Origin of the sequence: uncultured Streptococcus sp., assembly GCF_938036805.1 — a bacterium.
Taxonomy (GTDB): Bacteria; Bacillota; Bacilli; order Lactobacillales; family Streptococcaceae; genus Streptococcus.
The window spans coordinates 22112-40804 of record NZ_CALHWC010000115.1 but is presented as its reverse complement, the minus strand read 5'-3'; the positions used below and the strand labels follow the sequence as shown (position 1 = coordinate 40804).

At 42.3% G+C, this 18693-nt stretch carries 20 protein-coding genes, 3 pseudogenes and 1 riboswitch; of the genes and pseudogenes, 15 read left to right on the top strand and 8 right to left on the bottom strand.

From position 1 onward, the window contains the following. Window positions 1-70: 70 nt before the first annotated feature. From Q0191_RS04620 to Q0191_RS04610, 3 genes are all read right to left on the bottom strand, one after another. Window positions 71-1378: a PLP-dependent aminotransferase family protein gene (locus Q0191_RS04620; RefSeq protein WP_297664237.1), complete on the bottom strand. Its 1308-nt coding sequence runs from the start codon at window positions 1376-1378 to the stop codon at window positions 71-73. 138 nt (window positions 1379-1516) lie between these two features. Beyond that, window positions 1517-2029, bottom strand: a complete 513-nt coding sequence (locus Q0191_RS04615) for a transcription repressor NadR (protein WP_297664235.1) — start codon at window positions 2027-2029, stop codon at window positions 1517-1519. Window positions 2030-2067: 38 nt separating this feature from the next. Then, window positions 2068-2592, bottom strand: coding sequence for a hypothetical protein (locus Q0191_RS04610; protein ID WP_297664233.1), 525 nt, complete (start codon window positions 2590-2592; stop codon window positions 2068-2070). A 207-nt stretch (window positions 2593-2799) separates the two neighbouring features. Between Q0191_RS04610 and Q0191_RS04605 the strand changes: the two genes are divergently transcribed. The 5 genes from Q0191_RS04605 to Q0191_RS04585 all read left to right on the top strand — a co-directional run bounded on the left by Q0191_RS04605 (window position 2800) and on the right by Q0191_RS04585 (window position 6839). Beyond that, a complete protein-coding gene (locus Q0191_RS04605; protein ID WP_297664231.1) occupies window positions 2800-3138 on the top strand; it encodes a zinc ribbon domain-containing protein YjdM in 339 nt (112 codons plus the stop codon). Between the two features lie 8 nt (window positions 3139-3146). Next, window positions 3147-3776 (top strand): Pr6Pr family membrane protein, encoded by a 630-nt coding sequence (locus Q0191_RS04600; RefSeq protein WP_297664229.1) that lies wholly within the window; start codon window positions 3147-3149, stop codon window positions 3774-3776. Between the two features lie 284 nt (window positions 3777-4060). Continuing rightward, window positions 4061-4588, top strand: a complete 528-nt coding sequence (pyrR, locus tag Q0191_RS04595) for a bifunctional pyr operon transcriptional regulator/uracil phosphoribosyltransferase PyrR (protein WP_005590199.1) — start codon at window positions 4061-4063, stop codon at window positions 4586-4588. Beyond that, on the top strand, window positions 4585-5865 hold the full coding sequence (locus Q0191_RS04590; RefSeq protein ID WP_045497156.1) for a uracil-xanthine permease family protein: 1281 nt from the start codon (window positions 4585-4587) through the stop codon (window positions 5863-5865). The genes pyrR and Q0191_RS04590 overlap by 4 nt, the downstream gene beginning before the upstream one ends. 56 nt (window positions 5866-5921) lie before the next feature. Continuing rightward, window positions 5922-6839: an aspartate carbamoyltransferase catalytic subunit gene (locus Q0191_RS04585; protein ID WP_297664224.1), complete on the top strand. Its 918-nt coding sequence runs from the start codon at window positions 5922-5924 to the stop codon at window positions 6837-6839. A 144-nt stretch (window positions 6840-6983) separates the two neighbouring features. On the opposite strand, the gene Q0191_RS04580 is transcribed toward Q0191_RS04585, so the two are convergent. Both Q0191_RS04580 and Q0191_RS04575 read right to left on the bottom strand, forming a co-directional pair. Next, a complete protein-coding gene (locus Q0191_RS04580; protein WP_297664222.1) occupies window positions 6984-7550 on the bottom strand; it encodes a LytS/YhcK type 5TM receptor domain-containing protein in 567 nt (188 codons plus the stop codon). A 4-nt stretch (window positions 7551-7554) separates the two neighbouring features. Next, entirely contained in the window at window positions 7555-8532 is a 978-nt protein-coding gene (locus Q0191_RS04575) for a nucleoside hydrolase (protein ID WP_297664220.1), read from the bottom strand. Between the two features lie 121 nt (window positions 8533-8653). Further along, window positions 8654-8698, bottom strand: a riboswitch (PreQ1 riboswitch). Between the two features lie 133 nt (window positions 8699-8831). On the opposite strand from Q0191_RS04575, the gene Q0191_RS04570 reads away from it, so the two are divergent. The 4 genes from Q0191_RS04570 (at window position 8832) to whiA (ending at window position 12055) form a co-directional block, all read left to right on the top strand. Beyond that, window positions 8832-9215 (top strand): RidA family protein, encoded by a 384-nt coding sequence (locus Q0191_RS04570; RefSeq protein WP_297664218.1) that lies wholly within the window; start codon window positions 8832-8834, stop codon window positions 9213-9215. 67 nt (window positions 9216-9282) lie between these two features. After that, the gene (gene rapZ / locus Q0191_RS04565; RefSeq protein ID WP_297664216.1) at window positions 9283-10173 is read left to right on the top strand and encodes an RNase adapter RapZ; all 891 of its coding nucleotides are present in this window, start codon (window positions 9283-9285) and stop codon (window positions 10171-10173) included. Then, complete coding sequence (locus tag Q0191_RS04560) at window positions 10170-11147, top strand: YvcK family protein (RefSeq protein ID WP_297664214.1); 978 nt, start codon at window positions 10170-10172, stop codon at window positions 11145-11147. The genes rapZ and Q0191_RS04560 overlap by 4 nt, the downstream gene beginning before the upstream one ends. Next, window positions 11144-12055, top strand: a complete 912-nt coding sequence (gene whiA, locus Q0191_RS04555) for a DNA-binding protein WhiA (protein ID WP_297664212.1) — start codon at window positions 11144-11146, stop codon at window positions 12053-12055. The genes Q0191_RS04560 and whiA overlap by 4 nt, the downstream gene beginning before the upstream one ends. 33 nt (window positions 12056-12088) lie before the next feature. Here whiA and Q0191_RS04550 read toward each other — a convergent pair whose 3' ends face one another. Both Q0191_RS04550 and Q0191_RS04545 read right to left on the bottom strand, forming a co-directional pair. Beyond that, the gene (locus tag Q0191_RS04550) at window positions 12089-13057 is read right to left on the bottom strand and encodes an NAD(P)/FAD-dependent oxidoreductase (protein ID WP_297664210.1); all 969 of its coding nucleotides are present in this window, start codon (window positions 13055-13057) and stop codon (window positions 12089-12091) included. Between the two features lie 110 nt (window positions 13058-13167). Then, on the bottom strand, window positions 13168-14484 hold the full coding sequence (locus tag Q0191_RS04545) for an FAD-containing oxidoreductase (protein WP_297664208.1): 1317 nt from the start codon (window positions 14482-14484) through the stop codon (window positions 13168-13170). A gap of 173 nt (window positions 14485-14657) precedes the next feature. On the opposite strand from Q0191_RS04545, the gene Q0191_RS04540 reads away from it, so the two are divergent. The 6 genes and pseudogenes from Q0191_RS04540 to rpsU all read left to right on the top strand — a co-directional run bounded on the left by Q0191_RS04540 (window position 14658) and on the right by rpsU (window position 18002). Further along, window positions 14658-15014, top strand: coding sequence for a DUF1304 domain-containing protein (locus Q0191_RS04540; RefSeq protein WP_297664206.1), 357 nt, complete (start codon window positions 14658-14660; stop codon window positions 15012-15014). 112 nt (window positions 15015-15126) lie between these two features. Then, entirely contained in the window at window positions 15127-15504 is a 378-nt protein-coding gene (locus tag Q0191_RS04535; protein WP_125446606.1) for a BlaI/MecI/CopY family transcriptional regulator, read from the top strand. Window positions 15505-15519: 15 nt separating this feature from the next. Continuing rightward, window positions 15520-15998: pseudogene (locus Q0191_RS04530) on the top strand (M56 family metallopeptidase); the annotation flags it as partial. A 411-nt stretch (window positions 15999-16409) separates the two neighbouring features. Then, window positions 16410-17027, top strand: a pseudogene (locus Q0191_RS04525) (class I SAM-dependent methyltransferase). A 13-nt stretch (window positions 17028-17040) separates the two neighbouring features. Further along, a pseudogene (locus tag Q0191_RS04520) lies at window positions 17041-17666 on the top strand (Type 1 glutamine amidotransferase-like domain-containing protein). Window positions 17667-17825: 159 nt separating this feature from the next. Beyond that, window positions 17826-18002, top strand: coding sequence for a 30S ribosomal protein S21 (gene rpsU / locus Q0191_RS04515; protein ID WP_000048054.1), 177 nt, complete (start codon window positions 17826-17828; stop codon window positions 18000-18002). Window positions 18003-18255: 253 nt separating this feature from the next. Here rpsU and mscL read toward each other — a convergent pair whose 3' ends face one another. Further along, a complete protein-coding gene (gene mscL, locus Q0191_RS04510) occupies window positions 18256-18642 on the bottom strand; it encodes a large conductance mechanosensitive channel protein MscL (RefSeq protein WP_061909123.1) in 387 nt (128 codons plus the stop codon). Window positions 18643-18693: the final 51 nt, after the last annotated feature.

The window sequence follows — 18693 nt, the reverse complement described above, 5'->3', positions numbered from 1 at the left end:
TACTCCGCTGATTTCATCAGTTTTTACAGTCCTACTCAACTGTGCGGAGGTGGGATGACGAAATCGAATTCTAACGAATTACCGATTTCTGTCCCCCTCTCTTTTTTAGATAGTCTTTAAATTTTTCCAGATTTTCTTTTAAATCATCAAACTGTAGCTTAGCGTAGTGGTAGGGGCAGGTCTGAATGTAGCTGCTTTCAAAAAAGTCCAGCGGCAGCTTGCTGTGTTTGAGGGAGCTGACTGAGGGGAGGGATTGGAGGTCAAAAATCACGCCATCTGTTGTCAACTGGTGGGGCAGAGGGAAATGAAGGTCGTCCAAGAGGAATTGTGCCTTAGTTTTTTCAGTTTCTAGTCGGTTAAGTAAGCCTAGACGATTCTTTTCAAACATCAGATTATCAATATAGAGGGAGAGAGCCTTTTGCATGATGAGGTTACTGTCGTAGTCAACCGCTATTTTATAGGACAGAAAGGTTTCTCGAATCTGAGGTGGCAGAACCAAGGCCGTGATGCGCAGGGCAGGAAAGAGACTAGTAGAAAAAGACTTGATATAGAGGACATACTGGCTGTCATCTAGATAATGAAAGGGTAGTCCCCGCTTGCTGTCAAAGTCAGCCAGATAGTCGTCTTCAACGATATAGACATCATAACGCTCAGCGAGGTCAAGGATTTCTTCCTTTTCCTGACGGCTGTAGGAATGTCCTAGTGGATAGTGGAAACGGGGAATCGTATAGAAAAACTTGATTTGCCCTGTTTGAAAAATCCTCTCTAACTCTTTCAGGTCAATGCCAGTCGGTTTACGTTCAATGCTCTCGTAAGGCAATTTCTGATTTAGCAGTAAATCATTGATTCGGTGGTAGGTGGGTTGCTCGACCAGAATGGTCTCTTTACCATTGGGGAAATCAATCTGAGAGAGAATGTAGAGGGCTTGTTGGGTACCGGAAGTCAGAATCAGACTGTCTGCAGAAGTGTAGACTGCGGAGTCCAAGAGCAAGCGCTGAACTGACTGTCGCAACTCCTCCAGTCCTTCTTGCTGAGAATAGTAGTTGAAAAGATAGTTTTCTCGACCAATCAGTGTTTCATTGACACACAGGCGGAAGTCTTCATAGGCTTGGTGGCGGTCGTCTGTCACAGCCAGTTCGATATCTTCCTTTTTATTTTGGTCATTTTCCAAGACATAGTAGCCGCTCTTAGGTACAGCATAGATGTACTTCTGATAACGAAGCTCAATCAAGGCCTTCTGGGCAGTATCCTTGCTGCAATGGTAGCGGTCTGCCAGCTTGCGGACGGAGGGAATCTTTTGCCCCCTAGTAAGTCTTCCCTTGTCAATGTCCCTAATAATTTTATCCATGATGACTTGGTATTTAGGTTTTGCTGCCATTCTGTCCCCCTACAGATTTCTTTCTCTTATTCTACCTTATTTCTAGGAAGTTGACAAAGTTTCTTGTTCATTTAAAATATAAAAACCAGCCTTGAATTCCCTTCAAAACTGGTTCAATATAGAATAATATCCTTGTGCTTATTCTTGCAGAAAGCCCAGTGTCGCTAAGGCTTCCTCGATATAGTCTAGGTCCTGCTGAGAGTCTGCCTCGATTAAATGGTAGTGAATTCCATTTGTTAGCTCGGATAAGGCACGAAAATCGCTCTCTGAAATTTGCTCTAAAAATTGTTGCACATCGCGGCGGCAGGCCAATTTCAGATAGGTCTGAATTTCCCCATAGACAGGATGCTCAATCATAATATTTTGCACTCGTCCGCCATTATCAACGATGGCCAAAAGTTCGGCTTCGATATCATCCGCCTTGTGTTTGAGTTTAAAAAGTCTGTGAAAATGAGCGGGTTGATTGCTTTCTTTATAGAGATAGCCCCTATTGGTACTGATAATGGGAGTGCCATCGGCTCGCAGTAGGGCAATATCCTGAACGATAATCTGACGAGTGACATGAAATTGTTCGGCCAAAAATTGTCCGTTTAAAGGTTGCCGAGCTTCTTTTAAAAGTTCTAATAAATCATTTCTTCGTTTTTTTGTCATATCTTCATTGTAAATCAAATCTATAGAAGATTCAAGGTTTAGCGAATCTTTTTCAGAGCCTGATAGACAAATTTAGCAATGACAAAGTCCACCATACTGTGAATGATTGTTCCAAATCCAACTAAACCGAAGAGGATATAGAAGGCATTGGCCGGATAGGCTGTCGTAGTGTAAAAGAGAATGCAGACCACAACCTCACCAAAGGCATGAATCAGGGCCAGCACGAAATTAAAGATCCAGGTCGTTTTCTGATTGTCTAATATACCAGGATGCTTTTGCAGGTAAAGAGCGCCGACAGTCCCGAAGAGCAGGTGAGACAGGGCTCTCAGGGTGATGATGAAAGGAAGACCGGACATGAAAAATCCGATGGTAGAGCCGAGAACGACAATCACTGTCATGAGTGGTGAGATGAACATGGCCAGAAAGATTGCAACGTGGCTGGCTAGAGTGAAGGAAGCAGGCGGGATGACAATCTTAATCGGCATAACCAGCGGGATAACGATGGCTAGGGCAGTCAAAAAAGCAGTTAGGGTCATAAACTGATTTTTAGATGTTGGTTTCATAATAAACTCCTTTTATCTACTGTATATACACTAGAATAGTACATTGTTTTGTCATAAAAGTCAAGAAAGTTTTTTGAAAACAGGTGATTTTCTTTGCCCATTTGTCAAATAAGATAAAATATCGTATAATAAGACGGTAAAATATGGCTGTCACTCAGTTCTTATTCTTTTCTGAATGTCTGCCCACTTATAAGGAGAAATGATTTAATGAATAATTTACCAAATTGCCCAAAATGTAACTCAGAATACGTTTATGAAGATGGTGTCCTCTTGGTTTGTCCAGAATGTGCCTACGAATGGGATCCAGCAGAAGTTGCAGCAGGAGAAGCTGGTCCAGTGGCTATTGATGCGAACGGAAACCAGTTGGCCGATGGGGATACAGTTACCTTAATCAAGGACTTGAAAGTCAAAGGTGCTCCTAAGGATCTCAAACAAGGAACGCGCGTGAAAAATATCCGCATCGTCGAAGGCGACCACAATATTGACTGTAAGGTTGATGGATTTGGTGCTATGAAGCTTAAGTCAGAATTTGTCAAGAAAATCTGAGAAATCTTATGAATAAAAAAATAATTCTTTCTTATCGCCTTCTTCTTCTGGTTTTAGCTTTTGTCGGAGTCTATCTGGAACTTGCTAAACTTGGCGTAGGAATGCTGATGTACTACACGGTCTTGTCTAATCTTCTGGTTCTGTTATTCACAGCCTATCTCATTTTCAGAATGTGGACGGACAATAACTGGGAGAGTTCCAAGCTGTTGCGCGTGAAGGGCGGTGTGACCATGTGTATCATGATTACCTGCGTAGTCTATCACTTGCTCCTAGCTCCGATTGCGACCGATTTTTATCGTTTGGAAAATTTCCTTTGCCATTATATTGTGCCCCTCATGTTTTTCTTTGATACTCTTGTATTTGATAAAACTCGGCAGTATCGTTGGTTTGATCCCATTTCTTGGACAAGTGTTCCGCTAATTTACATGATTTTTGCCCTTATTAACGGCTTTTTCTTGAAAATTGATATTCCCAATGCCAAGGATAAACCCTTTCCCTACTTTTTCCTTAATGTCTATAAGCACGGTTGGCCTTATGTCATCAAGATGTGCCTGATTATCTTTGTGGCCTATCTAGTCTTCGGTTATATTTTTTACGGAATCAAATCTATCTCATTTTCAAAGAAGCAAAAAGCTTAGATAGTTATAATGGGAATAGAAAACAGATGTTCTCTCTTTTTTATTTTGTTGAAATGGATAGCAATTTATCGTGAAAAAAGTTCATTTTTTTCTTGAAATGGAAATGAAATTGTGGTATAGTTATAAACAATTAAATAGTCCTTTAATTCTATCCAGAGAGATAGGCAAGGAGCAAAGTAAAAATGATAGGTGGAGTGTGACAAGTGCGTCTTGTTTCAGCCTGTCTCTATTTTCTGAGGTCTCCTTGCAAAAGGAGGCTTTTTTAATGTTTTTAGGAGGTTTAGATGAAGACAAAGGAAGTTGTCGATGAGATCACTATGAATCGTGCCATCACGCGAATCACCTATGAAATCATCGAGCGCAACAAGGATTTAAGCCAAATCGTTTTGGCAGGCATTAAGACCAGAGGGGTTTTCATTGCCAAACGTATCCAGCAACGACTGGCTCAGCTAGAGAAAATTGAGATTCCAGTTTGCGAAGTGGATACAAAGCCCTTCCGAGACGATATCAAGGTCAAGGAAGACACGACAGTAATTCCAGTTGACATTACTGATCGTGAAGTGATTATCGTTGACGATGTGCTCTATACAGGCCGGACTATCCGCGCAGCCATTGATAATCTTGTCAGCAATGGACGGCCATCACGCGTCAGCCTCGCTGTTCTAGTGGACCGCGGGCACCGTGAGTTGCCGATTCGGGCAGACTATGTTGGCAAAAATATTCCAACGAGCCACCTTGAAGAGATTATTGTTGAAATGACTGAAAAAGATGGTCAGGACCGAGTTCTGATTGTAGAGGAGGAGACAAGATGAGTCAAGAAGTTAAATACGATGTCCATGATATGCCAAAACCTGGCTTACTCTTAGGACTTTCATTCCAACATTTATTCGCTATGTTTGGGGCGACAGTGTTGGTTCCGATTCTGGTGGGAATTGACCCAGCAGTAGCCCTGTTTTCAAGTGGTTTGGGAACGCTGGCCCACTTGACAGTGACCAAGTACAAAATCCCTGCTTATATGGGCTCCAGCTTTGCTTATATCGCTGCCATGCAAATCTTAATGAAGACAGATGGGATTGCTGCGGTTGCGCAAGGTGCTATCACGGGTGGTCTGGTCTATTTTATCGTGGCCCTCATCGTGAAATTCGCAGGTAACGCCTGGATTGATAAGATTTTGCCACCGGTAGTGGTAGGGCCTATCATCATGGTGATTGGTCTGAGTCTAGCGGGTACAGCTGTTGGCGATGTGATGTATAAGACTGTTGGAGACCAGAAGGTTTACGATATCACCTACTTTGCTATCGGGATGGTAACTCTTCTCTGTGTTATTCTCTTTAACATCTACGGTAAGAAAATCGTTGGTATTATTCCAGTTCTGCTGGGCTTGATTGTTGGCTATATCTTCGCTCTGATTGTCGGAGCGGTGACAGGTCAGGAGATTATCTCATTTGCCAACGTGACAAAAGCTTCTTGGTTCCACGTTCCGCCAATGAATCTTCCGTTTATAGATTATGATTTTAAATTGTATCCAAGTGCAATCCTAACAATGGCGCCGATCGCCTTTGTAACGATGACAGAGCACTTTGGGCATGTTATGGTTCTGAATAGCTTGACAGGCAAAGATTTCTTTAAAGAGCCTGGTTTGGATAAGACTTTAGCTGGAGATGGTCTGGCTCAGGTTATCGCGGGTATCTTTGGTGCTCCGCCAGTGACCAGCTACGGTGAAAATATCGGGGTTATGGCGCTCAATAAAATCTACAGTGTTTATGTGATTGCTGGTGCTGCTGTATTAGCGATTGTCATGAGTTTTGTCGGGAAAGTATCTGCCCTGCTCCAATCGATTCCAAGTCCAGTTTTGGGTGGCATTTCCATCGCCCTCTTCGGGGTAATTGCTTCTAGCGGTTTGAAAATTCTGATTGAAGCCCAAACCAATTTTGACAACAAAAAGAACCTGCTGATTGCCAGTGTCGTTCTGGTATCTGGTATCGGTGGTCTGACCCTGCAACTATCAGGTCTGCAAGTTTCAGGAGTTGCCTTGTCAACTGTTCTCGGAATTGCCCTCTACCTCATCCTGCCAGAACCTAAAAATTAGGCTGACGAGATTGCTACATTTGTCCAAAGTTTTTAATAAAAAAGGAGTATAACATCATGTCATCAAATCAAATCGCACTTAAAAATCTTGTATCTATGGAACACCTTACGAACGAAGAAGTAATGGCTTTGATCAAGCGCGGGATTGAATTTAAAAACGGCGCAAAGGTTCATTATGATGAGCAGCATATCATTTCGAATCTTTTCTTTGAATCTTCGACTCGGACCCACAAGGCTTTTGAAGTAGCTGAATTAAAACTTGGGTGTGACCTGCTTGACTTTGATGTCAAGACAAGCTCAGTCAATAAGGGAGAAACCTTGTATGACACGATTTTGACTATGTCAGCTCTCGGTGTTGATGTCTGTGTTATCCGTCACCCCGAGGTCGATTACTATAAAGAATTGATCGAAAGTCCAACAATTACAACTTCTATCGTAAATGGTGGTGATGGTTCTGGTCAGCACCCAAGCCAAAGTTTGCTTGACTTGATGACAATTTACCAAGAATTCGGTCATTTTGATGGTTTGAAGGTAGCCATTGCTGGTGACCTTGATCACTCACGTGTAGCCAAATCTAATATGCAAATCTTAAAACGTCTCGGTGCGGAGCTCTTCTTTGCTGGTCCAGATGAGTGGAGAAGTGAGGAATTTGCTGACTATGGTAAATTCGTAACGATTGACGAAGTGATTGACCAAGTGGATGTCATGATGTTCCTCCGCGTACAGCACGAACGCCATGACTACAACTCCATTTTCTCTAAGGAGAATTATCATAAACTCCATGGTTTGACGCAAGAGCGCTATGATCGTATGAAGGATACTGCAATCCTGATGCACCCAGCGCCTGTCAATCGCGATGTAGAAATTGCAGATCATTTGGTTGAAGCTCCAAAATCTCGAATTGTAGAACAAATGACAAATGGCGTCTTTGTCAGAATGGCTATCATTGAAGCTGTTCTCAAGGGACGCAACTAATCTCAAAATGTAGCTTGTGAGTAGGATTGGACTCAAGAAGAGTCTGCCTACTCCTTTTTTAAACTTAACCTTAAAGACTTATAAAAGACAATGTTAAACTAAAAGAACTACTCGAAATTACGTTTTCTGAGTAGTTCTTTTGATTTATGCATTGCTGGATTTTGCAAAGATTCTTGGAATGACTTTTTTGAGTTGTGGGATGAAGACGAGACTGACTCCAATAACGATGAGTCGGTCTGCATAGTCGGTCAGCGCTTGAACGATGATAGTGCTGGTGACCAAATCTAATCCTAAGCCATGTAAACCTTGTACGATAATACTGGAACCACTAGGAGTAATCCCTTTGAAGACAATGACGGTAATCAGAGAGGCCAAAGCAGTAGCTGGCAGAGAGACCAGAACCGTTTTCCAGAGAAGGTTTAGTCTGGGTTTTGAATCAGCAGTGAAAAAGACTGAGACGAGCAGGGCCAAAAGAATAGCTACCGGAGAGAAATAAATAGCAGAAATGTCTGTTGTAAAGGCGCTAATAAGAGCACTAGCAACCGCAGTTCCTACTCCGAAAATAGGTCCTAAAACGAGGCTGGCCAATATCGTTCCAAATGTATCCAAATAAACAGGAAGTTTTAGAAAAAGTGCGATGTTGGCACCGATATAGTTTAGAGCGATGCAGATTGCTGTAAATGTAATGGTGAATGGTGATGTTTTTTTCATAGTTTTATCCTAAATTTAAGGTTTCTAGATCTTGGCAGATGATTTCCTTTGAAGTGTTGAGTATCACGGAGAGAAAATCCTGAAAGAAGAGGTGGGTGTTTACTTGGGTCAGCACCTTAGCATTGGCTTGCTTACCATAAAAATGATAGGCATCAACTAGCGTTTGTCCCATGGCAATGCCTTCCGTTGCGAGATCGACGAAGGAGTCAAAGCCTTGACAAAGGTCTTCATGTAGGAAATGGGCAACGGCCAATGGATCGTTGATGACACAGCCGATGATATGTTCATACTCCCAATGAAAATCCCAGTAAAAACGAGTGATTTTTCCGATAAAGTCAGCGACTTCAGGATTGATAAATCGCATATATTCCAAGAGATTAGGCGTCAAGACAATCTTTCGAGTGACATCTAGACCGACCATTTCGATCTTCTTTCCAAGTTTTTCGTAGGTTTCTTGGGCTGCATGTGGATCGCACCAGTAGTTGTACTCAGCTACGGGTGAACAGTTGCCGTGCGATTTGTAGCTGCCGCCCATGCTGACAAACCGGTCTAGATGCTGACCAAGTGTAGGATTTTTCCTAAGAGCCAAGGCAATATTGGTCAAAGGCCCCAGTGCAATGATGGAAGTATCTTTATTTTTCTGGAAATAGTCAGCCAGAAAGTCATAAGCTGCTTGTGGTTGGGCCTGGGTGGAACTGCTTCTTGTTATTCCGCTTTCCCCCAATCCATCCATGCCGTGGGTGTCCTGAGCAGAGACGAAGTCACGAACCAAGGGCTTATCGGCTCCTACATAAACTGGAATATCCAGCTGATTCAGCCTTTCTAGGATTTTAAAGGCATTTTCAAGACCAAGTTCTACTGGGACATTTCCAGCGACTATGGTCAAAGCAACGACCTCTAAGTCAGGGTGTTGCAGGGCATAGAGCAGGGCTAGGCTGTCGTCTATGCCGGGGTCGCAGTCAATAATAACTTTTCTTTTCATAGGCTCTCCTTTTGAGAAATAAAATAAGGCTGAAACCTCAGTCTCAACCTCTCAGTTAGTTCTGCCAAAGTGGCAGGACACCAGAAAAAACTATGCGCAATTACATTACTTTAGAATATAAGGGTACTTAGTTTTTTATACTGGGAAGTTTGCGAACCAGTCCAAAACAAGTGTTTTGAATTATGCATTTACTATCATAAAGAAAAATTGCCTAAAAGTCAATGGGAAGGAGGACAAGAATAGTCAGTCTTTTGACTTTATGATATAATAAGTAAGATAAAAGAAATGAGGAGAATACAATGGCAAAAATAGTACAAACAGATAAAGCACCAGCAGCAATCGGACCTTATGTCCAAGGAAAAATCGTTGGCAACCTGTTATTTGCAAGTGGTCAGATTCCTTTGTCACCAGAGACGGGAGAAATTGTAGGTGCAACGATTGAAGAGCAGACCCAGCAAGTTTTAAAAAATGTAGGAGCCATTTTAGAAGCAGCTGGTACAGATTTTGAACATGTGGTCAAGGCAACCTGCTTCCTAAGCGACATCAATGATTTTGTGCCATTTAATGAGGTCTACAAAACGGCCTTTAAGAGCGAGTTTCCAGCTCGTTCGGCAGTAGAAGTGGCTCGCTTGCCTCGTGATGTAAAAATCGAAATCGAAGTCATTGCTGAGATTGTAGAATAAATGATTGGGACCGGGAGAAGTTTCCCGTCCTTTTTTAGAAATAAAATGTTAGATGAAGGGAGAAAGAATGGCTGAACACAAGATTCAATTAGTGATTGTGACAGGAATGAGCGGTGCCGGAAAGACTGTCGCCATCCAGTCTTTTGAGGATTTGGGCTATTTTACCATTGATAATATGCCGCCGACCCTAGTACCAAAGTTTTTGCAGTTGGTCGAAGGGACAAAGGACAATGATAAGTTGGCTCTGGTTGTTGATATGAGGAGTCGCTCCTTCTTTTTGGAGATTCAGGATATTCTGGATGAGCTAGAAAGAAGCACGGAAATTGATTTTAAAATTTTATTTTTGGATGCGGCCGACAAGGAGTTGGTGGCTCGCTATAAGGAAACTAGACGCAGTCACCCTTTGGCAGCTGACGGGCGAATTTTAGATGGGATTAAACTGGAGCGCGAACTTTTAGCCCCTCTGAAGAATCTCAGTCAAAATGTTGTAGATACGACGGAACTGACACCACGGGAGCTCAGAAAGACCATCTCTGAACAATTTTCAAACCAGGCTGATCTGCACAGTTTCCGCATTGAGGTTATGAGTTTTGGTTTCAAATATGGTTTGCCTCTGGATGCAGACTTGGTTTTTGATGTGCGTTTTCTGCCTAATCCCTACTATAAATCTGAGCTGCGCAATCAGACAGGATTGGATAAGGATGTCTTTGACTATGTCATGAACCATGCGGAGTCAGAAGAATTTTACCAGAACCTGCTAGGCTTGATTGAGCCGATTTTGCCAGGCTATCAAAAGGAAGGAAAATCTGTACTGACCATCGCAGTCGGCTGCACGGGCGGACAGCACCGCAGTGTGGCCTTTGCACAGCGTTTGGCGGATGATTTAGCGAAAAATTGGCCAGTCAATGCCAGTCATCGCGACAAAAATCGTCGGAAGGAAACGGTGAACCGCTCATGAGAAAACCGAGAATTACAGTTATCGGCGGCGGTACAGGAATTTCAGTTATTTTAAACAGCCTACGGAAAAAGGATGTGGAGATCACAGCCATTGTCACAGTTGCAGATGATGGCGGTAGTTCTGGTGAGCTGCGTAAAAACATCCAGCAGCTGACGCCGCCGGGTGACTTGCGAAATGTTTTGGTGGCCATGTCCGACATGCCAAAGTTTTATGAGAAGGTCTTCCAGTATCGCTTTGCCAAAGGAGACGGCGTTCTAGCAGGTCATCCCCTGGGGAATTTGATTATTGCTGGCATTTCCGAAATGCAGGGTTCGACCTATAATGCCATGCAGCTTCTGACCAAGTTTTTCCATACGACAGGTAAAATCTACCCTTCGAGCGACACTCCACTGACTTTGCATGCTGTGTTTACAGATGGGACGGAAGTTGTCGGTGAGAGCAATCTAGCTAGTAAGGCTGGTATGATTGAGAGGGTCTATGTGACCAATACTTATGATGATGAAAAGCCTGTTGCCAGTAGAAAGGTGGTCCAGAGTATTTTGGATAGTGATATGGTGGTACTGGGGCCGGGTTCCCTTTTCACCTCTATCTTGCCAAATCTCGTGATTGAAGAAATCGGCCAAGCTATTTTGGACACTAAGGCAGAAGTAGCCTATGTTTGCAATATTATGACTCAACGTGGCGAAACCGAGCACTTTTCAGATAGCGACCACGTTCAAGTCTTGCATCGTCATCTGGGCAAAAAGTTCATTGATACTGTCTTGGTCAATATAGAACCAGTCCCACGCGAGTATATGAATAGCAATAAATTTGATGAATATTTAGTTCAGGTTGATCATAATTTTCGAGGGCTGCAGGAGCAAGTTCCACGAGTCATTTCCTCGAATTTTCTTCGTTTGGAAAATGGCGGAGCTTTCCATGACGGCAAGTTGCTTGTTGACGAATTGATGCAGATTATACAGGTGCGCAAATGAGTTTTACAGTGAAGGTAAAAGAAGAGCTTTTAAGCTTATCTGTAAAAGACAAAAACGAGTTGGCTGCCATCATCAAGATGGCTGGTAGCTTGGGAATTTCTTCGTCTGGCCTTACCTTATCCATTTCAACAGAAAATGCTAAGATTGCCCGCCATCTCTATGAGTTGCTGTTGGACCTTTATCAGGTCAAGTCAGAAATCCGTCACCATCAGAAGACCAATCTGCGCAAGAATCGCGTTTATACAGTATTTCTGGATCAGAAAGTTGAAGAAATCCTTTCTGATCTGCACTTGGCTGACTCCTTTTTTGGTATCGAGGCAGGGATTGACCAAGCCATTTTGTCAGATGACGAAGCCAGCCGAGCCTATCTGAGGGGGGCCTTTCTCTCAAATGGCAGCATGCGGGAGCCAGATTCAGGTAAGTATCAGCTGGAAATCCTGTCCGTTTATCTGGATCATGCTGAGGATTTAGCTGACTTGATGCGCCGTTTTCTGCTGGATGCCAAGACCATCGAGCGCAAGAAGGGGGCTGTTACTTATCTGCAGCGAGCTGAAGACATCATGGATTTTCTCATTGTCATCGGGGCTATGGAAGCCATGGCTGAGTTTGAGTCTCTTAAGCTCATGCGGGAAGCGCGCAATGACCTCAATCGCGCCAATAATGCGGAGACAGCGAACATCGCTCGCACGGTCACAGCCAGTATGAAAACCATCAACAATATTGCCAAAATCAGCGATAATGTCGGCATTGAGAGTTTACCTATAGACCTGCAGGAGGTTGCTCAACTTCGTATCCAGCATCCGGACTATTCGATCCAGCAGCTAGCTGATAGTCTGAGCCGGCCTCTAACTAAGAGCGGTGTCAATCATCGCTTGAGAAAAATCAATAAAATCGCAGATGAATTATAAAAGCTGCTGAGCTTGAGCTCGGCAGCTGTTTTTTTATAGGCTTGTAGAATGTTTGGGTTGGACTTTTTGCTCAGGATAGATATGGTTAATGGCATTGTTGACAGCAGTAGGTGCCTCACCTAGCCCAGTCGCAATCAGGTCAATTTTCCCCTCATAGCTGCAGCAGTCACCAGCTGCATAGATACCTGGCACGGAAGTTTCTTGCTTGCTGTTTACCAAAATCTTGTGACGGTTGAGCTCCAAGCCCCAATCTTTGAGATTGCCGACAGAGGATTTAAAACCGTAGTTGACAAAGAGATGATCCAGAGGCAGAAGCTGACTTTCCTCTCCCTTGACTTGACTGATTTCCAAGTGGGTAATCTTGCCATTTTCGCCGACCAAGCGACTCGGTACAAATGGTGTCTTAATCTCAACACTAGAAGCCTTGAGTTCTTCCACACTATGCTCTAAAGCCCGGAAGTTATCCCGACGGTGAACTAGGCTGGTTTCTGCAATCTTTTCAAAAGCCAGCGCCCAGTCAACAGCCGAGTCGCCGCCTCCCAGAACAACAACCTTTTTGCCTGCGTACTGGCTGATGTTTGAAACATGATAGTGAAGGTTGCTGTAGGATTCAGCATCGTCTAACTCCAAAGCTCTTGGTTTAAAGGCGCCGCCTCCCATGGCGATGATAATGGTTTTGGTCTGATGCTGAGCTTGAGAAGTCGTGATGGTGAAGCCATCATCAGATTTAACGATATCAAGTACTGTTTCATTGAGACAAATCTCAGTCTGGAAAGTTTCCAGTTGCTCATTCAGGCGCTGAGTCAATTCTTCGCCAGTCAAATTAGTAAAGCCCGGCACATCCAGAATCTTCTTCTCTGGGTAGAGAATGGCCGGTTGACCACCCAGCTGAGGCAGGGAATCAATGATTTTCACCTTGGCTTGGCGCAAATGAGCGTAAAAAGCTGCGAATAAGCCAACTGGACCGCCGCCGACAATCGTAATATCATACAGTTCAGACATAATTTTCCTCAATCTTTTTAAAATAAACTAGCATTATTGTATCACAAAAATAGGTCGAAATGTAGTTAAATCTTTGTAGGAATTATAAAAGCCCCATCAGGGGCTTAAAATTAGATAGCAAATAAATCATTGAGGTTTTCAGCCAGCGTTGGGTGGGTGAAGATTTGCTTGCTCAAGTAGGTATAAGGAATCTTATTATCCATGGCTACAGTCAGGATATTGATAATTTCCTGAGCCCCTGCTGAGAAGATAGTCGCTCCAACGATTTCCTTGGTCTCTGTGTTGACAACGGCCTTGAAGGCACCGCGTAAGTCAGCATTGACATGTCCGCGAGGCATTGCTGCGACTGGAATCTCCTTCACTGCAATCGGCAGTCCTTGCTCTTTGGCTTCCTTTTCAGTCAATCCGATTTGAGCCAAAGGCGGTGTGATGAACATGCTGGTAGGGACGTTTTTACGGTCTTCCAGTGTGTAGCTGCCGTCGCCAGCCAGATAGCTATAAAGGATACGGAAGTCATCCAGTGAGATATAAGTGAACTGCAGACCGCCATTGACATCTCCCGCTGCAAAAACTCCAGGTACAGATGTTTCCAAGTGTTTATTGACCTTAATAGCGCCGCGCTCTGTCAGCTCAATGTCAGTATTTTCTAACTGCAGTGGTTCAACATTGGGCTTGCGGCCAGTAGCATAGAGCAGGGCATCAAAGCGGAATTCTCCATCCTCAGTCACAACGACAACTTCAGCACCATCATTTTTAATCTGCTTAGTTTGCACATTTTGCAGGAGTTGGATACCGTCTTCTTCCATATATTGCTTAGCTAGAGCAGCGATAGAAGGCTCTACTCGAGGGAGAAAGACAGGAGCAGCATCCAGCACAGTCACCTGACTGCCCAATTTGTTGTAGAGTCCAGCAAATTCTAGGCCGATATTACCGCCACCCAGAACTCCTAAGCGTTTAGGAAGTTCTTTCAGATTTTGGATGCCAGTTGAGTCATAGACATGCTCAGTTTCAGTCAGTCCTGGAATTGGCAGGACATTGGAAACAGCACCAGTATTGATGACAATAGTTTCAGCCGTCAGTTCCTCTTTTTCATCGCCAGCTGTGATTTCGATGACTTTATTGGAAAGGAAATGAGCTTCCGCATCGATGATGTCAACACCAGCGCCACTGATTGCTGCGTAGTTCTTGCCGTTGAGACGGCTGGTTACAGCGTTCTTTTCAGCCATGACTTGGTCGAAAGACAGGCCTTTTTCAGCTGCGACAAGCAGGGTCTTGGTTGGGATGCAGGCGATATTGATACAGGTTCCTCCGTACATAGCCTTGCTTCGCTCAATCAAAGCAACTTTTTTTCCTTGAACCGCCATTTTAGCCGCCAATGTTTTACCGGCCTTACCAAAGCCGATGACAATTAAATCATAGGTTAACATAATTTACCTCCATCTTTCAAAAAGATTGTATCACATCTAGTCGGAAAATGCTCATTTCTGCTACGCCTATTTTAAAAAAGTGTCGTAAAGCATTTTATTGGAACCAAATTTTAGCGCTTTTTCATGCTCTATGTTATACTTGATCCGTCATAAATTTTTATAAGGAGAAGGAAATGTCTATTTTTACACTGATTTTGGCAAGTTTGGTTGCCTTGGAATTTTTTTATATTATGTACTTAGAGACCATCGCAACGACTTCAGCTACGACAGCACGGGTCTTTGGTATGTCACAAGAGGAGTTGGAGCAGAAGTCGGTCAATACTCTTTTCAAAAACCAAGGAATTTACAACGGATTGATAGCTGTTTTGGTCTTGATTGCGGCCTTTGTGCAGCCTAGTCCAGTTTGGCTGGGAATTTTTATGGTTTATATCATCTTGGTAGCGGCTTACGGTGCAGTTACCAGTGATCCGAAAATTCTGCTTAAGCAGGGTGGTTTGGCAATATTGACTCTGCTGAGTTTATTTTTCTAAAAAGGAGCGGGAAATAGCGATTTCCAGCTCTTTTTTTACATAATGATTGACTTTTTTATTAGACATATGTAGAATAAAATTAGAAGAAGACTCTAGAAAGTATGGAAATATAATGAATCATTCAATTAAACGTTTACCAGATGGTGAATTTGCCATCTTAAAGATTATTTGGCACCTACCAAATCCAACGACCTCTGCCCAAATCATGGAAAAGCTGGGTGAAGATAACCATTGGAAGCCTCAAACTTTGTTGACAGTCTTAGCTCGCTTGACGGAAAAGGGCTTTTTAGAAAGTGTTCGCAAGGGGCGTGAAAGGCAATACACGGCCTTAATTTCGGAAGATGAGTACCTAGAGGTAGAAACGTCAGACTTTTTGAAGCGCTATAGCGGTCATTCCATGGGAGGCTTTGTCAAGACCCTCTTTTCGTCCAATTCTTTTTCAGAAAATGAACTGGATGAGCTACGCAATTTACTGAATCAGAAAGAGTAAGATCAGGTAGTATCCATGAAACAGTTCCTTTTGTCTTTCCTCTTAACCAGTCTATCAACGTCGATTTTGGTTCTGTTTTTGAGCCTTCTTTTTGCAGTCCTCAAGACCAAAATTTCAGTCAAGGTCAAGTATTTTATTTGGATTTTAATCTTGCTGAGCTTTTTATTCCCATTCCGTCCTCAGTTTGGTTCTGGTTTGATTCAGCTGAATACTGGAGCGACTATTCAGACAACTGTTAGAGCTAGCCAGACAAGTGGAGGGCAAGCTGTTTCTCAAGTAGCTGAAAAAGCTTGTCAGTCCAATCTCTGGGAGGCTTTTCTAGGGCGCCTTGGTTTGAAATATTCTTTGCCATTTAGCTGCTTGGTTGTGCATTTAACCTAGGTAAATATGCCTATTCTTATATCCGTTTCAAAAGGATGTTGCAACGTTGGGGGACAGAGGTTGAGGACGAAGAAACTTTGTTCCAGTTGCATTTGATCAAAGAAAAGATGGGATTTAGTTCGGTTAGTCAAACCAGACGTTATGTCCAAATTCAGTTTCTAGCTGAATTATACTATGAAATCCTTTTTGAAGCAATCTTTGAAACAGCCTGCAAAAGCTTTGAGTTGACCTCTGTCCAGTCAGTTGACAATAAGTTTATCAAGTTGGACTACGTGGTTGATTTGAAACCAGATGTAAGCGACCAGCGCCTCATCCAACGCTTCTTACGCTATGAGAAGATTAAGAATATTTCCTTCTCGAAAGAAGCCAAAAAACGAAAGACCTTGTAAGGTAGAAAACAGTCGTTTTGAATAACTTGCATCCCAAAAGTTATTTTTTGGGATGCAAGTGTTTTGTTGATTGATTTAGCTGTAATCTCTCTAAAAATGGTATAATGTAGCTATCCAGAAGTGGAGGATTGAAGAGTGCTTCATATAATAATTATCATTTCTATCATACTTTTATTACTCATGTTTCATTCTTTGATTCAGCAATCAAAGAACCCTTCAGGTTTTCTAGGAAAATGAATGATGAAATTGTGGAATCGAGCCTATATCCCCATGTTTGTATGGGCAATTCGTCATCTGGATAGGACATTTTACCCTGTAATCTTAGATGTAGGAGTTGGAAATGGTCGTTCAACCATTCTACTGAAAGAAACCTTTCCGCGAAGTACTGTAACTGGAATCGATATTTCAGATACTGCAATAGCTCAAGCTAAACAGATAGAGATGACTAATCTAAATTTTGAACGAAGAGATGTTAGGGAGACAGGTTTTTCTGATGAAAGTGTTGATTTAATCACAGCTTTTCAAACTCATTTTCATTGGCAGGATTTAGAGGCTTCTTTTATGGAACTTCGAAGAATACTCAAATCAGACGGGATGCTCTTACTAGCTTGTGAATCTAACAAGCTATCTTATTTTTTACCGAAATTTCAAAGAGAAGAAGTATTTAAACGATTCTTGTTATCAATAGGCTTTGAGCTCGTAACTAGTCAAAGAAAGGGATCGTGGATCCTTTATAAAATCATTAAAAACTAATGGAGGTACAATCATGAAACAATTATTTTTATGTTCATATTTTGCTGGTGTCAAGGATCTTTTTAGTGATTATGCAAAGGAAAAGAATCTAGAAAAAAAGGTTTTATTTATTCCTACCGCTGGGAACAAAGAGGACTATACTGCCTATATCGATGAGGCTCAGCAAACATTCAGAGATTTAGGCTTTGAGATAGAGATTCTGGATATTGCTTCTTGTGATCGAGAAATCGCGCAGGCAAAGATTTTCCAAAGTAAGGTTCTTTATGTCTCAGGCGGAAATACCTTTTATTTATTGCAAGAATTGAAGAAAAAGCAACTCCTATCTCTCATCAAAGAACAAATACGAGATGGGTTGGTTTATGTAGGAGAATCAGCAGGGGCTATTATTACACAGCCAAGGATATTGACTACAATAAACTCATGGACGACAAGACGGTAGCAACAGAGTTATCTGATACAGCAGGATTGGGTGAAGTGAATTTTTATATCCTTCCACATTATGGTGAGGAGCCTTTTACTGATAGTAGTCAGAAGACCTTTGAAATGTATAAAAATCAGCTCAGTTTAATGCTAATAAACAATTCCCAAGCCGTAATTGTAAATGGTGAAGAAAGAGAAGTCGTTTCTGAACAGACTTAAAATAAATTTCTTTTTGCTATTATGATGTTCATTCTAATAATTTGTTGCTTTTAAAAAAGAAAGTGAAGATAATATAAGTTTATGGCAGTTTTTTTCTTGACATTTATCCATTTTGCGTGTAGAATAGAATAGATCTTGGACTTGAAGGGAGTGAAAAAAATGTCAAAAACAGTAGTACGTAAGAATGAATCTCTTGACGATGCTCTTCGTCGTTTCAAACGTGCGGTTACTAAAGCTGGTACTCTTCAAGAAACACGCAAACGTGAATTCTATGAAAAACCTTCTGTAAAACGCAAACGTAAATCAGAAGCAGCTCGTAAACGTAAAAAATTCTAATAACTAGAATGAGAAAGCAGCCAATTTGGCTGTTTTTTTCTTTTGACTGGGAAGCGTATAATAAAACAGAGAGTGGGACAGAAATCGGTAATTCGTTAGAATTCGATTTCGTCGTCCCACCTCCGCACAGTTGAGTAGGGCTGTAAAAGCTGATGGAATCAGCCTAGTAGAGCCCACTCAACCACTGCGTCTTGCTCGACAATCCAAAGACAATTGAGAGGCTAGGACTTTTGTCCCAGCCTCTGTTTGGATATTAGTTTTGTTTTTCAAGCAAGCTCTTGATTTCTTGCAGAACTTCAAGTTCTGTTGGTCCAGCTGGTGCTTCTTCAGCAGCTTCTTCGTTCTTTTTAGCAAGGCTTTGTGCTTTTTCAGCAGACTTAACGATGAAGAAGAGAACAGTACCGATTACTAAGAAGTTGATCACGGCGCTCAAGAAGTTACCATAAGCAATTCCGTTCCATTTCAATTCAGCGATTTGCTTCAAGTTTGCAGCTTTCAAAATTGGGTTGAGGAAGAGGGGAGTGATAACGTCAGTAATCAATGAGTTGACGATTGCTCCGAAAGCATTCGCAATGATAACCCCGACTGCCAAGTCAATCACGTTACCGCGTAGCAAAAATTCTTTAAGATCCTTTAACATTTTCTTTTCCTTTCAAAAAATAATTTAATATTTGTGGTTATATTATAGCTT